A 14,990-nucleotide genomic window follows, 5' to 3' on the forward strand; every position below is an offset into this window, starting at 1 on the left:
CAATCCTCCCAGCTCAGGAGCACTTTCCTATTCCCGGCACCCCAACAGACGATCACCCCGGTGAAAGCCCGAGGCTAATCTGACGTCTGTCGAGACCCGGATCCTCAACCGGGACGGGCGCCAGCGGGGGACGTCCGCACGACCGACGACGAAACGCTCCTTGGGGGAGACGAAAGTGGACGAGCAGACCGCTGGGCCCGGCAAGGCGCGGCCTACCACCCGTCTGGTGGTTGATGTGGTCCGTGCGCTGCGGGGATGGGTGGTGGCAGCGGCCGGCGGTGTGCTTCTCCTGGGCTGCTACCTCGGCGTCTCCAAGCAGACGGATGTCTCCATGCAGCTGCCGTACGTGGTCTCGGGCGGCTTCGGCGGCCTGGCCCTGGTGCTCATCGGCAGTGCGCTGCTGGTCGCCGACCGGGTCGAGGCCACCCAGGCCGCGCAGGCTCGCGCCTCCGCCCAGGTGGACGACCTGCACTCGCTGATCATCGCCGCGGCCACCACCGGCCTCGAGGCCGAGGGCGGCACCGCCCAGCCCGGGGCGGAGGCCTACCCGCAGCAGAACGCCTACGCCAGCGCACCCGGCACCGCACCCGCCCGGCACGGCTAACCGGTGACCAGCATCGACCTGGGGCTAGCCGGCATCTCCCTGGGCGCGATCGCCGCGCTGTCCGGCATCGGCCTGCTGGTGACCTACCGCACGAACGGCGTCCTCAACCTCGCCCAGGGCGGGATCGCCACGCTGGTCGCCTATGTCTTCCGGGAGATGGTCGTCGAGTGGGGCCTGCCGATCTGGCTGGCCGCCGTCCTCGCCCTGGGGGTGCTGTCTCCGGGCATCGGCCTGCTGCTGGAACGGCTGGTCTTTCGGCCGCTGGCTCGTCGGCGCGCCTCAGCCGCCGAATCGCTGGTCGCGAGCCTCGGCGTGCTGGTGCTGATCCTCGGCATCACCGCCGGGCTGTGGGGGCTGGGTTCGCGAAGTGACGCACCGAGCATCTTCCCGGCGGATTCGGTGCGGCTGTTCGGTCAGACCCGCATCGGCGTCGACGCCCTCGCCGAACTGGCCATGGTCGTGGTGTTCGCGATCGTGCTCGGCCTGATCAGCGCGCGCACCTCGTTCGGCCGCCAGATCCGCGCCGTCGTCGACGACCGGCAGCTCGCCGAGCTCTCCGGCGTTCCCGCCGACCGGGTGGCCGCCGCAGGCTGGGCCGCCGGCACCACGCTCGCCGGCCTGACCGGTGTGCTGCTGGCACCCCGCTTCCAGCTCAACCCCTACGGCCTCACACTGCTGGTGCTGGAGACCTTCGCGGTCGTCGTCGCGGCCCGGCTCTCGAGCATGCCGGTCGCGGTGCTCACGGCGCTGGGCATCTCGATCCTGCAGAGCGAGCTGCGCCAGTTCACCCTGGACGGCGACGCCGGGCAGATCCTGACCGTCCTGCAGTCGAACCTGTTCATCGTCGCGCTGCTGATCCTGCTGCTGGCCGTGCCGAAACTGCGGGAGCTCGGTGGCGGTGACTCGGGGGCGACCGCGAGCTTCTCCAGCCGGGGCGCTCCGCCGTCCGGGCGGGTCGGTGAGGCGCGGTACCGCCGCGACTACCTCGGCAAGCTCGGTGGTTTCGCGCTGCTGCTCGCCCCCCTGACGTTCGCGCCTTCGGACCTGCGCTCGGCGTTCCAGGTGCCGGCCCTGGCGCTGATCTTCCTGTCGATGGTGATCGTCACCGGGTACAGCGGGCAGATCTCGCTCGGCGTCGCCGGTTTCGCCGGTCTGGGCGCGCTGCTCTCGCTCAAGCTCGCCAACGGCGAGCTGTTCGGTCTGCCGGCGTTGCCGGGTATCTGGGCGATGCTCGTCGGCGCGCTGCTGGTCGCCCCGGTCGGCCTGATCACCGGTTATCCGGCGATCCGCCGCCGCGGACTGACCCTCGCGCTGACCACGTTCGCGGTCGGCGCGGTGGTCAGCCGGTTCGTCTTCGAGCAGCCGACGTTCGCCAGCGGCCTGTACATCGACCCGCTGACCGTGTTCGGGCACGCCCTGTCGGACAAGGCCTTCTACATCCTCGAACTGCTGAGCCTCGGGCTTGGCCTGCTGGTGGTGCGCAACCTGCACCACGGCAGGCTCGGCCGGGCGCTGCTCGCGGTGCGTGACCACTCCAGCGGTGCGGCCGCGGTCGGCGTCGACGTCCGCAACCTCAAGCTGCTCGCGTTCACCGTCTCCTCGGTGGTCGCGGGGCTGGGCGGGGCACTGCTGGTGCACTCCAGCTACTCGTTCGCCGCCGACGACTTCGCGCCGCTGCAGAGCCTGCTGTGGTTCACCGCGGTGGTGGTGTTCGGCGCCGACAGCGCCATCGGCGCGATCGTCGCCGCCGCGTTCATCGTCACGATCGACGTGCTCGCCCCCGCCGGCAGCTCGACGCTGGCCATCGGCATCCTGGCGCTGGCACTGGGCTGGATGCCGGGGGGTCTGGCCTCCGCGGTGCGCGGTGTGCTGCGGCTGCTCGCCCAGTACCTCGCCGACAGCTTCGTCGACCCCAACCAGCGTGCCCCCCGGCCGGTGCCGGTGCGCATCTCGGCTGTCGGCCATCTGCCGGCGACCGCCGGCATCGTGGGCAACACCGGACTGCCCGGCATCGGGGCGACGCTCGGCGCGGCCCGATCAGGCCATGTCACGCGCTGGCCCCTGTCCGAAGGGGCCCTCGGGCCGCTCGCCGGCGCACCGGCGCCGACCCCGTTCGGCGCCGCCCTGGTGGCCGCCGTGGCGCGGTACGCCGCCCAGGCCGACCAGGCCACCCGCGTCTCCGGGTCGACCAACGGGTCGGGGTCGGGCGGGGCGCTCGTCGGCTCGGCCGCCGCCACGGGCTCCGCACCCGCCGCCAGCACGGCCGCGAGGCCGAGCACGGCGTCGGGTACAGGTACGGGTGCTGGTTCAGGTGCTGGTTCAGGTGCTGGGACGGGGGTTCGGCGATGAGCCGTGGTGTCCTGCAGGGTGTGGGTCTGGTTCGCCGCTACGGCGGCCTGACCGCGGTCGATCATGTCGACCTCGTCGCCCCACCCGGAATGATCACGGGTCTGATCGGTCCGAACGGCGCCGGCAAGTCGACCCTGTTCAGCCTGCTCACCGGCGTCGAACAGCCCGACGAGGGCCAGGTACTGCTGGGCACGACCGACATCTCCCGGATGCGCCCGGACATCCGTTCCCGGCGCGGCCTGGTACAGACCTTCCAGGTGCCGTCGCTGTTCCCCACCCTCACCGTGGCGGACAACCTGCTCGTCGGGGCCGAGAACCGTCGCCGCGACTACGCCGGCGGCCTGCTGGGCCTGTCCGCGCAGGGCCGCGGCCGGGTCGGCCGGACGCTGGCCGGCCTGCTCGAACGCACCGGGCTCGCCCCGAAGGGCCCGGTGGACCAGGTCGTCGAGGAGGTCCTCGCGTCGCTGGGTCTGTCCGACATCCGGGACACGGTCGCCGGTACGCTGCCGACCGGCGCGTTGCGGCTGGTCGAGTTCGCCCGGGCCCTGTGCGCCCAGCCGGACGTCCTGCTGCTCGACGAGCCGGCCAGCGGCCTGGACAACGCCGAGACCGCGAAACTCGCCCAGCTGCTGCGCCAGACCGCCGCCCGCGGTGTCGGCATCCTCATCGTCGACCATGACGTCGACCTGGTCTTCTCGGTCGTCGACCAGGTGTACGCGATGGTCGGCGGCAAGGTCGTCGCCTCCGGGGACCCGCAGACCGTCCGCGACGACCCGACCGTGCGGTCGGTGTACCTCGCCCAGGCGCCGCTCGCCGCCGCCGGGCAGGCTCAGGAGAAATCATGACCTCGGTCACCGCGGAGCTCGAACTCTCCGGCGCCCGCGCCGGCTACGGCACCATCGAGGTGCTGCACGGCATCGACCTGGCCCTGCCCGCCGGCAAGGTGACCGCGCTGCTGGGCACCAACGGCGCCGGCAAGTCCACCACTCTGCGGGTGCTGGCCGGGCTGATCCCGCTGCGCTCGGGCACCCTGACCTGGCGCGGTGAGGACATCACCCGGATGTCCACCGTCGACCGGGCACGGCGTGGGCTGATGCTGGTGCCGGACGAGCGGGCCGTGTTCGCCACCCTGTCCGTCCGCGACAACCTGCAGATCATCGCCGAGGCCAGCGGCCATCCGGACATCAGCCCCGCGTTGGAGTCGTTCCCCCGGTTGAAGGAGCGGCTCTCCCAGCGGGCCGGTTCGATGTCCGGTGGGGAACGCCGGATGCTGGCCCTCGCCCGGGCCCTGCTCGCCCGCCCGTCGGTCCTCATGGTGGACGAGCTCTCACTCGGCCTGTCCCCCAAGATCGCCGCCGACCTGTTCGGCTGGCTGGCCACCGTCGCCGCCTCCGGCACCACCGTGCTGCTCGCCGACCAGTACACCGAGCAGGCGCTGGCCATGGCCGACCTGGTCTACGTGCTGCACCGCGGCGAACGGTCCTTCCTCGGCACTCCCGCGGAGTTCGTCACCTACACCGCCACGGCCACCACCGCCTCGGTCTGACCCCGCACGGCTCGCGGCCCGGCTCCCCCACCGGCTCGCGGCCCGACCCGGGCTCTGCCCTGCCCTGCCACGGGCTCACGCTGCGGCCACCGCCGCTGGTGTCCTCGCCATGGCGTCCGTGCCATGGCGTCCGTGCCATGGCGTCCGTGCCATGGCGTCCGTGCCATGGCGTCCGTGCCATGGCGTCCGTCGGTCTCGGTCCGCTGAGATCGACGTTCCATGGCTGGGCCAGGTACGCCACACACGACAGCGGGCCCCGACCGGTTGCCACCGCGCCGAGGCGCGGGGTCCGGTCGGGGCCCGGTGATCAGGCCCGGTGGAGACGAGGCCCGCTGAAGCTCGTGGTGCGGTGGTGCGGTGGAATCGGTCAGCCGGCGGAGTACGGCAGGTACGGGACGTCGAAGCAGTTGGTGTTCATGTCCTTGACCTGGCTGACCCAGCCACCCTTGCCGCCGTTCGCCGAGTCCTGCCAGCGGGTGACGTTCAGGCAGGCACGGGACTGCGTCGACGGCGTCGCGGCGTGCGTGAACGAGCGGTTGATCAACAGGCCGTCACCGTTGTAGGCCTTGCCGCTGTTCATGAAGGCCTCGACGCACTTACGGGTCACATCCGCACCGCAGGAGCGGATGGCATCGGTCAGCCACTGGGCCGACGCGTAACCCTCCATCATCCACAGGTTCTCCTTGGCGACCCGGTCGGGTGCCGCGGCCTGAAGGTCCTTCTGGTACTGGGCGACCTGCGGAATGGAGGTGTCCGAGTAGTTCGCGGACTGGCTCGTCCCGTAGATGACGTTACGGCAGTTCGGTGACGCGTTGTAGATCTGACCGATGTTGTTCGCCATGCCCTGGGCCGTGGCGACCTTCGCCTGCAACGGCATCCGCTGGCTTTCGATCGAGTTGCACAGCTGGGCGTTGCCACCGTCGTCCATCGCGTCGAAGACCACCTGAACGCCGCGGCGCTTGAGGTCGAGCACCGCGGAGTCCCACGCCGGGGCGCCGAGGTTGATCTCCTCCTTGACGACCGTGTAGCCCTCCTTCTCCAGGCCGTTCACGATCGACGTGGCGTACCGCTGCGACTGGGCGACGTTGTAGTACACGACGCCGGCGACCTTCGCCTGCAGCTTCTCCTTGAACCAGCGGTAGATCTCGGTGCCCGCGTACAACGTGCCGTTGTAGCCGGGACGCTGGCCGTCGCGCGGGTAGGAGCTGCCGTAGATCGAGTACAGGTGCGGGTACTGGTCGTAGGAGTTGTCGACGGGCTGGCCGCCGATGTCCGGGACGCCCTTGGAGTTGATGTACTGCGCGCCCCCGTAGCTGAAGGCGGTCACACCTGCCAGCGCGAAGACCTTGTCGTCGTCAACGAGCTTGTGGGCGCACTCGGCGTTCTTGTCACCCGAGCCCTTGTCATCGCATTCGACGAGGTTGATCTGGCGACCGTTGACCCCGCCTGCGGCGTTGAGCGCCTTGAAGTAGGCCCGCGCCCCGTACAGCGACGCCGAGAATGTGTCCGGGCCGAAACCGCTGCTCAGACCAGCGATCGACCCGACCTTTATCTCCGTGGGCGTCACTCCCACATCGGATGCGGTGTTGTTTGACGCACTCGTCGGTGCGTTGGAAGCCGTTGTACCGGAGCCGGAGCTGCCGGCCCGGCTGCCGCAGGCGACGAGCGCCAGCGACGACAGGGCAACGACGGCGACGAGCGACTTCGCTCGCATGGACATGATCTCCCCTGGTAGATCGGTGACGCGCGACCTGCACAACCGGGTCGACGTCCTCGACACGTCGTCCTGACGGCGGCGCCGATGCCACCGTAGACTACGCACAGTTACATCATCCTGTGTTGCGGACAAACATCCGGCGCCACCAGCTTCGACGCACCGGGGGAACGCTCCCGTTGTCCGCGGGGGCGCCGTGGCCGGACGGAGTGTCCGCACCGGTGCCCACCGGTCCGTCGTCCAGAGCCCCGGGCTCCCCGTACCCGGCGTCGCTGTTCACGGCGCGCTGGCTCCCGATGGCGCTGCTGCTGCGCTCGGCGTCCGACGGTGGGGTGCCGTTCACCCCGCCGCCGGTCGACCTGCTGGTGCTCGGCCCGGCGCTGCTCGACCCGGTGCCGATCGTGCCGACACCGTTCGATCCAACGTTCACCGGCCCGCCGTCCTCCGGTCCGACGTCACTGTCGGTGACCGGATTCGTGGGCGTGACCCTGGTCCGGTCGACGGGCTCGGACACCGTACCGCCGACCTCGGTCGTCCGTGCTGGCGCGGCACCCGACGGTGCCGAACCCGCAGCCGCCATCACCGACGGTGCCGCCGACGGGGACGTCGTCGCTTCAGGCGACTCGACGGTGACCTTCGGTGCCCTCGGCGTGGAGGCCGGGACGCCGAGCTTCGCCATCGCCTCGTCGAGAGCTGCGAGCGCCTGCCCGATCGCGGCGACCGTGTCCTGCGAGGGGCCCGTCCCAGCCTCCTGAGCCGGCAACGCCACAACCTGCCCGGCCTTCGCCACAGCCGATTCGGCGACGGACAGCTCGGCGACGGACAGCTCGGCGACGGACAGCTCGGCGGCGGACAGCTCGGCCACCCGAGGCTCGGCTGCGGACGGCTCGGCGACGGGCGCAACGGCTGCTTCCGGCGCGGCAACGGCCGGCCTGGCCGCAGCGGCGGCGGCCAGCTCCGCCACGGCCGACTCGACCGCTTCCAGCTCGGCCACGACCGGCGCGGGAACCGCCACCTGGCCATCGACCTCGGTGGCGGTGTCAACGGCAGCGTCAATGTCGGTGTCGGCATCGGCATCGGCATCGGCATCGACGGTGTCGAGTTCGGCGTCCTTCGGTTGCTCGGATGCGGCCGCGTCGGCATCCAGTAGGTCGGACTCGAACGGCTCGGCTGGCTCGGCTGGCTCGGCTGGCTCGGCTGGCTCGGCTGGCTCGGCTGGCTCGGCTGGCTCGAACGCGGGTTCCGGCAGGTCGGGCGCGGCCACTTCGTTCATGGGTTCAACCGGCACGACCGGCTCAACCGGCAGGATCGGAGCTTGAGGTGCCACTTCTTCCAGCGCCTCGGCCAGGGCCGGGGCCTCGGGGAGCTCGGGTGCGCCGGGGGCGACGTCCAGTTCGGCGGACGTGGACGCCGCCGCCTCGGGGGCTGTCGGCCCGTCCGGACCAGTGAGCCCGTCCGGACCGATGGGAACGGACGGGTCCGTCGTCGGGGCCGGGAGCACGGGGGTGGCCGCGGGGGTCACCGGGGCTACGACCAGTCGGTTCACGATCCGGCCGCCGTCGCCCAGGGTGCGACTGAGCTGGCCGGACTGCACCAGTCGCCGGCAGACCTGGTTCACCGTGCCCCGGTTCGCCCCGATCGCGGCGGCCAGCCGGCCGTCGTCCATTCCCTCGGGGACCTGGGCAAGCTGGTCGAGGATCCGGTCAGCAACAGTAGCCACAAAGCGGACGCTATACGCCATCTGAGGATCGGCGGCAAGCGGGGTCTCCAGCGACGGCAGAGTGTCCGTCCCGGCGCGACGGGCGTCCGCGCGGCGGTCCGCGGGCCCACGCCATCGCCGTTCACCTTCAATGACTGGTAGACCACGGAGAGCTATATTTCGCCGGGAGGTGCCGCCTGCCGAATGCCGAGGGGATGCCTGTATGACCACCTGTGATCCGCGGCCCACGCTGGGATCGAGCTTCGACCCGCGACGCAACTCCTTCGGGTTCCTGCGGATCGTCCTCGCGCTGCTGGTCTTCTTTCAGCACGGGTTGATCGCGGGTGGGTTCGCACCGGCTCCGGGCGCGCACTCCCACACCGACCTGGCCGCGATCGCGGTCGACTGCTTCTTCGCGATCAGCGGTTTCCTCATCACCCGAAGCCGGCTGCGCATCAGGTCGTCCTGGCGCTTCCTGTGGCACCGCTTTCTGCGCATTCTTCCGGCATTCTGGGCCTGCCTCGTCGTCACGGCCCTGGTCATAGCTCCGCTGGGCTGGCTGTATACGCGTGGAACGCTGCACGGATATTTCACCGCCGACGTCCACGGGCCCTTCTCCTATGTTCGCGCCAACTGCCTGCTTCTGATGCACTTCTACGACATCGCCGGCACCCCCGACAACGTGCCGATCACGGCGCTGCCGAACGGTCCGGTGGCGTGGGACGGGTCGTTGTGGAGCCTTTTCTGGGAGGCGCTGTGCTATCTGGGCGTCGCCGCGCTCGGCGCGACCGGGCTGCTGCGTCGTCGGCCCTGGGTGCTGTGGGCGCTGGCCGGTTCGCTGTGGCTGCTGTGGGTGGTGCGCTGGCTCGATCCCGCGGTGCTGCCGACCGCGCTGAACAACGAGTTCGTGGCCGCGGCCGTCCGGCTCGGGTCGCTGTTTCTGGCGGGTGCGGCGCTGTGCGTGTACGCCGATCGCATCCCGGACCGGGCCTGGCTCGGCCCGCTGGCCGCCGCTCTGGCCATCGGCGCGCTCGCGCTCCCGGACGGGCATGCCGCGGCCAGCCTGCCGATGGCCTACGCCTGCGTCTGGGCGGCGCTGCGGGCGCCACTGGTGCCGCTGCCGGGGGGACGGACCCTCGCGCCGCACCGGGTCGGCGTCAGCACCGATCTGTCCTACGGCGTCTACATCTACTCCGCGCCGGTGCAGCAGTTGCTGGCCGTCTACGGCCTGTACCGGCTGGGGGTCGCGGCATGGGTGCTCATCTCGCTCGCGGGCACGCTGCTGGTGGCGCTGGCCAGCTGGCGGTTCGTCGAGGCACCGGCGCTACGGCACAAGAACGACGTCCTTGCCGGACCGGCCGCCGTGCTGGCGGCGGTGCGGCGTGGACGCCCACTCCCGGTGTCCGGCCGGCGCACCGCCCGGGACACCACCGCGGTCATCCCCGTCCAACGCGACCCGACCCGGCGCGATCCCGCCGGCGGCGACACCGCCCAGAGCGGTGCCACCGCGAGCGATGCCGTCCGGGCCGACGGACAGAGCGCCGCGCTGCGACGCGACCGGGACGCAGGAGGTGGCGGGATCATCGGCGAACAGCAGCAGGGCGAGCAGAACCCACAGGAAAAGGCCGACCCGGTTGGCGGTCATCATGGGTAGTCCGATCGTCCCGACGACGCTCAGCACGGTGACGGACGTGGCGAAGCGGCGCTGCGCGGGTGTGCGCGCCCGACGCACCCGCCGCCAGGACAGGACCACGACGACCAGCACCAGAGCCAGCAGAGCGACACCGACGAGCCCACCGACGACCACCGCCTCCGCCCAGGCGGAGTCATACGGCACGGCGAGGCCGCTGACGCCGTAACCAAGCCACGGTCGGCTGCCCAGGACGTATCCCCACGCCCGCGCCGACGCGCCCACCGAATGGAAACGATCGGCCGTGTACTGAGCGAAAAGTCCGTTGGAACCGGCGCCCGGAACCAGCATCCGCAGCATCCAGGAGCCGTTCCAGTGGGTCACCCCGGCCTGGGACGCCCCGAACGCCCCCACCATCAGCACACCGCCGAGGGCGAGGACCCGGCGAAGCGGCCGGCCCAGCCGGGCCGCCTGCCACACGGCGACCGGTACCCCGCACAACAGAAAGATCTTCGAGACGCTCAGCACGCCACCGATCAGGATGGGAACCGCCGCCAGCGCCAGCAGCATCGGACGGTCCTCCCGCCCGGGCCGGGCGAGGAGATAGATCACGGCGAACAGCGCCAGGGAGTAGGCGACCCCGGCCTCCACCGGCTGGTTGAAGATTCCGGAGAGCCGACCGTTGTTCAGGGCCAGCAACGCCACGCTCTGCCCGTCCAGCGCGACCCCGCCCCAGAAGGCGCTCAGTACCGGAGTCAGGTCGGTGACCAGACCGAGCATCGCCACGAAGGCGTTGAGCACCATGAGTACGACGAACACCCGACAGAACCGGTCGAGTGCCTCCGTCCGGTCATAGCCGCAGCCCAGCCAGCGGCCGACCATGAGCAGCACGGCGACCGGATAGAGATAGTTGTCCATACCGGCCAGAAGCGAACCCGGCGCGAAGTCACCGAGAACCGTCACACCGATCGCGTCGAGGGTGACGAACGCGGCGAATGACCCCCAGATAACCACCATCAGCAGGTGTCGTGAGGAGAGCCCCCGATACATTCCACCCGCCGGCAGGAAAAGGAGCATACCGCCGTAGACGACAACCTGTTCCGTACGTATTCCACCCGCCACATAGGGGCCGAAACCGGCCACCACAGCCAGATACATCCAGGCTTTCGCCGTGGTAGTGGAAGTTATGTTCATGGGCTGCGACACCGCCGCATCATGACACACGACAAGAGCGATTCCCCACGATTGGCGGCTGGCGACGACGCACCTCGGAGGTCCGCCCAGCCGGTGTTTTCGCCGGCCGGACGGACCGAGCTGGACGCCTCGTCCGTGGTGCGGGCAGCCCGTGGTTGACCGGGCTGACCACGGGAAGGTGGAGCAGCAGAGCGTGCCGGGAAAAGCCCGAACGCACCGACACCGACGCCGGGACCTCGTGCTGGGGTGGCCGGCCAGGGAGGCCGCCATGACACAGCCAGCCGCGCAGTCCGGAGAGTGGAGCGTCCAGGACGACCCGCTCGAACCCGCGGAGATCCTGGACAGTGACGAGCTCGGTTCGACCGAGGCCGGCCGGGACCCCCTCGACGACACCTGGGACGCACCTGACCGCCCCAGCGACAACCTGCGTTTCCCGGCCACCCCACGGGAGGAACGCCGCGGCGCGTCCCTCGACCGGCTGCTGTCCGCCGAGGTGCCCGACCCCGATCCCTACCTGGAGGCCGAGCGTCGCGACACCGGCCGGGAGGACGTCGGCGACGGCGACGAGAACGGCTATTCCGGCGACCGGGACGGACGGGTCCGGCGCACCGGAACCGCCGAGGAGCGCGCTCTGCACCTCGAATGACCGCCACTCCGGCGCCCCGCCACCCCGGTTACGCTCTCAGCTGTGGCCTCCAGGATGGACGACCCGCAGCCACAACCGCCGGCCTGGGCGGGCTGCGCGCCTGACCCGGGGACGGCGCCGGGGGGCTGGGCGACACGGCCCCGGGTCTGGGCGCCGCGGGCCTGGGGGCCGCGGGCGCGGCTGGCTGGTTTCGCGACACTCGGGGTGATTGCGGTCGCCGCCGCGGTGCGGGTGTACCTGGTGGATCCGGCTCATCCGGGGCACTATCCGGTCTGCCCCTTTCGCTGGGCGACGTCGCTGGACTGCCCCGGATGCGGGTCTCTGCGCGCCGCACACCAGCTTCTCCACGGCCATCCCGGGGAGGCGGCGAACTTCAATCTCTTCTTCGTCGTGGTCGCGCCGGTGCTGGGCGCCGGCTGGCTCGTGGCGGTCGCCCGGGCCGCCGGCTGGCGGCGCCCGCTGCCCCGCGTCCCGGCCCGGCTGCTGCCGGTGATCCCGGTGCTGGTGATCGCCTTCTGGGTGCTGCGCAACCTGCCGCTGCCCGGCTGCACCTGGCTCGCGGCCTGACCCTCCGGCTCCACCTGACCGTCCAAGACGGCCTGACCATCCGGAGCGGCCTAGCCGTCCGGGGCGCGCGGGTGACTCAGCGTTGGCCGAGCAGGTAGCAGGCGATCGCGGCGGTCGCGGCGACGTTCAGGGAGTCCACACCGTGGGCCATCGGAATCCGCACCCGAGCGCTCGCCGCCGCCTGGGCCGGCGCGGACAGCCCCGGCCCCTCGGTGCCGAGCAGCAACGCCACCCGAGCCGGCAGGTCGACCAGGCGCGCGGCGTAGGTGGCGAGATCGTCGGCGTCCGCGGCGGGGGTGAGGGCGAGCAGGTCGAACCCGGCGGTGCGCAGATCGGCGAGGGCCGCGGGCCATGGGTCGAGCCGGGCGTACGGGACGGCGAACACCTCCCCCATCGACACGCGTACGGATCGTCGGTAGAGCGGGTCGGCGCAGCGCGGGCTGAGCAGCACCGAGTCCATCCCGAGACCGGCCGCGGACCGGAAGATCGCACCCAGGTTGGTGTGGCTGACGATGTCCTCGCAGACCAGCACGCGCCGGGCGGTGGCGAGCAGGTCTGCCGGTGAGCGCGGCGGACGTCGGCACATGGACGCGAGCGCCCCGCGGTGCACCTCGAACCCGGTGATGGCGGCGAGGACGTCCGGCCCGGCGACGTAGACCGGGACGTCCGCGGGCAGGTCCGCCGGCACCGCGGCGAGCCGTGCCGGTGCCACCAGCACGGACCGCGGCCGGTAACCGGCCCGCAGGGCACGTCCGATCACCCGCTCACCTTCGGCGATGAACAGACCGTCGGCCGGCTCCCGCCGACGACGCAGGGCCACGTCGGTGAGCGCGACGAAGTCGTCCACCCGCGGGTCGGCGGCATCGTCGATCACGAGGGGATCGGGCCGCGCCGGGACGGATCGCGTGCCGTCATCCGCGGTGGCCGGGTCGCGACACACACGCTCAGGTCTACCAGAGCCCCGGCCGCACCTGTGCGCCAGCCCACCCGCCAGGGTGCCACGGCGTCCAACGCGCTCCCTCGCCGGGCGGCCAGCTCCTATCGTCTGGCGGTGACGCCCCCGGCTCGGGCGGCGGGCCTGCCCATCTTCGTCCAGCCCGGAACGGAGCGCGTCCAGCCATGCAACAAGCACAGCCCCACGAGCGGCACAGCCTCACGAGCCCGTTCAGCACAGAGGGCTTCGTGTGGTCGCTGACCGAGACGGCCTCGACGATGTGCGCGGTCGACGGCGGGCCGCACGACGTTTTCGCCAAGATCACATCACTCGATGCAATCACAGATGGTCGCATCGATCCGCCTGGCATCCCTTGGATCGATCGAGATGCCGAGGTCAGCGTCCTGTGGGTACAATCGGGTGGTTTCTCGTTCACGGAAGACCTTGACACGATCGGTCACTCTCGGCAATTGAGACCGATCAGGTGCGTCCGCAGGGAAATTTGGTACAAAGCAAGGGGGTGCCGCGCCGGAACGCCCGGAGCGCACTCCCGTGGGGCCTTGGACGGGCCCTCCCGAACCGCCGTCGTCGGCGCCGCTCATCGACCCCCCCGATCGGTGTGCACAGCGCCGGCGACGGCCTCGGCCCTCGCCACACTCCCAGGCCACCCAGGCCACCCAGGCCACCCAGGCCACCCAGGCCACCCAGGCCGAGCTGGCCACGCGGACCGTCTGGTCGGCATCGCCGCGCGGGACGCGGTCGGATGAGGCGCACGACGTTGCCGGCCGCGATGATCGCGCGGCTGACCGCCGCTCTCGAACCGGTCGACGCGGCGCTGGCCGCGCGCCATCCCGGGGCGTCCGGCGGGGCCGGCCGGCAGCCGGTGCACACCTGCTACCTGCCAGCCGACCACATGCGCGCGGACATCATGGCGATCTGGGGCGCGCGGGCCCAGCGGCTGCTGGCGCGGCACGCGCCGGACCCGGCCACGCTCGCCGCCGCCACCGGTGGCGATCCGGCGGAGGCCATCGCCGCCGCGGTCCACGCCCAGGTGACGCGGGTGCTCGCCACCGAGCCGGTGCAGGACCTGCGGGTAGACCTCGAGGACGGCTACGGCCTGCGCGCCGACGACGCCGAGGACGCCGACGCGGTGCGGGCGGCCGAGGCGCTGCGGGCCGCAGCCGCCGCCGGCCTGCTTCCGGCCCGTTACGGTCTGCGTCCGAAGTCGCTGGACCCCGCGGTGCGCTCGCGGGGGCTGCGCAGCCTCGACCTGTTCCTGACCGCTCTGTGCGCGGACGACGGCCCACCGCCGGGTCTGGTGATCACCGTGCCGAAGGTGAGCGCGCCCGCGCAGCTACGGGTGTTCGCCGACGTGCTCGCCGCGCTGACCGACCAGCTCGGGTTGCCGGGGCCGGTCGACGTCGAGATCCAGGTGGAGACCCCGGCCGCCGTCCTGGCCCTGCCCGAGCTCGTCCGGACCGGTCTGGCGCTGAGCGTGACGGGGCGGGCCAGCCGGCTCGTCGGCCTGCACGTCGGTACCTACGACTACTCCGCGGCGCTGGGAATCGGTGGTGCCGACCAGGCCAGCGATCATCCGGCGGTCGAGTACGCGACGACGATGATGCAGCTCGTGGCGGCAGGTACCGGCATCGACGTCGCCGATGGCTCGTCGAACCTGCTGCCCGTCGACCCCGACGTGCACCGGGCCTGGCGTCGGCACGCCGATCTGGTCCGCCGAGCCTGGCACCGCGGGCTCTACCAGGGCTGGGACCTGCATCCGGGGCAGCTGGTGAGCCGGCACGCCGCCGTCGCCGGCTGCCTGCTCAGCGGACTGGACGACACCCTGGCCCGGCTCGGCGCGTACGTCGCCACCCAGCGCACCCACGCCGGGAACGAGAACGCCGCTGACAGCGGGGCCGTTGATGGCGGGGCCGGCGGGGCTGGTGGTGGTGGTGGGGCCGTCGCGGACGAGCCGGCGACCGGGCGGGCGCTCGCCGGACACGTCCTGCGGGCGTTGGAAGCCGGCCTTGTCGACGACGCGGCGCTCGGCTCCGCCGGGCTGCGCCGCGACCAGGTGCTCCGGCTGGTGGGTTAGCCGCGGCCGGTC

The 14,990-nt window shown here is 71.7% G+C and carries 12 protein-coding genes; 9 read left to right on the forward strand and 3 right to left on the reverse strand.

What is annotated here, in order from left to right:
• Nucleotides 1-175: 175 nt before the first annotated feature.
• The 4 genes from MXD59_RS22940 to MXD59_RS22955 are packed head-to-tail and all read left to right on the forward strand — an operon-like array spanning nucleotide 176 to nucleotide 4,499.
• Nucleotides 176-604, forward strand: a complete 429-nt coding sequence (locus MXD59_RS22940) for a transporter (RefSeq protein ID WP_248826705.1) — start codon at nucleotides 176-178, stop codon at nucleotides 602-604.
• A gap of 3 nt (nucleotides 605-607) precedes the next feature.
• Nucleotides 608-2,953 carry an ABC transporter permease gene (locus MXD59_RS22945; RefSeq protein WP_248826675.1) on the forward strand — a complete coding sequence of 782 codons (2,346 nt, stop codon included), beginning with the start codon at nucleotides 608-610 and terminating at the stop codon, nucleotides 2,951-2,953.
• Nucleotides 2,950-3,798, forward strand: coding sequence for an ABC transporter ATP-binding protein (locus MXD59_RS22950; protein ID WP_248826676.1), 849 nt, complete (start codon nucleotides 2,950-2,952; stop codon nucleotides 3,796-3,798). The genes MXD59_RS22945 and MXD59_RS22950 overlap by 4 nt, the downstream gene beginning before the upstream one ends.
• A complete protein-coding gene (locus MXD59_RS22955) occupies nucleotides 3,795-4,499 on the forward strand; it encodes an ABC transporter ATP-binding protein (RefSeq protein ID WP_248826677.1) in 705 nt (234 codons plus the stop codon). Before MXD59_RS22950 ends, MXD59_RS22955 begins: the two co-directional genes overlap by 4 nt.
• A gap of 367 nt (nucleotides 4,500-4,866) precedes the next feature.
• On the opposite strand, the gene MXD59_RS22960 is transcribed toward MXD59_RS22955, so the two are convergent.
• Entirely contained in the window at nucleotides 4,867-6,066 is a 1,200-nt protein-coding gene (locus MXD59_RS22960; RefSeq protein WP_248826678.1) for an ABC transporter substrate-binding protein, read from the reverse strand.
• Nucleotides 6,067-6,085: 19 nt separating this feature from the next.
• On the opposite strand from MXD59_RS22960, the gene MXD59_RS22965 reads away from it, so the two are divergent.
• Entirely contained in the window at nucleotides 6,086-6,289 is a 204-nt protein-coding gene (locus tag MXD59_RS22965; protein WP_248826679.1) for a hypothetical protein, read from the forward strand.
• A gap of 39 nt (nucleotides 6,290-6,328) precedes the next feature.
• Here MXD59_RS22965 and MXD59_RS22970 read toward each other — a convergent pair whose 3' ends face one another.
• Nucleotides 6,329-7,933 (reverse strand): hypothetical protein, encoded by a 1,605-nt coding sequence (locus tag MXD59_RS22970; RefSeq protein WP_248826680.1) that lies wholly within the window; start codon nucleotides 7,931-7,933, stop codon nucleotides 6,329-6,331.
• 202 nt (nucleotides 7,934-8,135) lie between these two features.
• Between MXD59_RS22970 and MXD59_RS22975 the strand changes: the two genes are divergently transcribed.
• From MXD59_RS22975 to MXD59_RS22985, 3 genes are all read left to right on the forward strand, one after another.
• Nucleotides 8,136-9,566: an acyltransferase family protein gene (locus MXD59_RS22975; RefSeq protein ID WP_248826681.1), complete on the forward strand. Its 1,431-nt coding sequence runs from the start codon at nucleotides 8,136-8,138 to the stop codon at nucleotides 9,564-9,566.
• A 1,438-nt stretch (nucleotides 9,567-11,004) separates the two neighbouring features.
• Nucleotides 11,005-11,382, forward strand: coding sequence for a hypothetical protein (locus MXD59_RS22980; RefSeq protein ID WP_248826682.1), 378 nt, complete (start codon nucleotides 11,005-11,007; stop codon nucleotides 11,380-11,382).
• A gap of 42 nt (nucleotides 11,383-11,424) precedes the next feature.
• Nucleotides 11,425-11,949, forward strand: coding sequence for a DUF2752 domain-containing protein (locus tag MXD59_RS22985; protein ID WP_248826683.1), 525 nt, complete (start codon nucleotides 11,425-11,427; stop codon nucleotides 11,947-11,949).
• A 76-nt stretch (nucleotides 11,950-12,025) separates the two neighbouring features.
• Here the strand turns inward: MXD59_RS22985 and MXD59_RS22990 are convergent, their stop codons facing one another.
• The gene (locus MXD59_RS22990; RefSeq protein ID WP_248826684.1) at nucleotides 12,026-12,823 is read right to left on the reverse strand and encodes a TrmH family RNA methyltransferase; all 798 of its coding nucleotides are present in this window, start codon (nucleotides 12,821-12,823) and stop codon (nucleotides 12,026-12,028) included.
• Nucleotides 12,824-13,646: 823 nt separating this feature from the next.
• Between MXD59_RS22990 and MXD59_RS22995 the strand changes: the two genes are divergently transcribed.
• Nucleotides 13,647-14,978, forward strand: a complete 1,332-nt coding sequence (locus MXD59_RS22995) for a DUF6986 family protein (RefSeq protein WP_248826685.1) — start codon at nucleotides 13,647-13,649, stop codon at nucleotides 14,976-14,978.
• Nucleotides 14,979-14,990: the final 12 nt, after the last annotated feature.

This window comes from Frankia umida (genome assembly GCF_023242945.1).
GTDB classification, from domain to species: domain Bacteria; phylum Actinomycetota; class Actinomycetes; order Frankiales; family Frankiaceae; genus Frankia; species Frankia umida.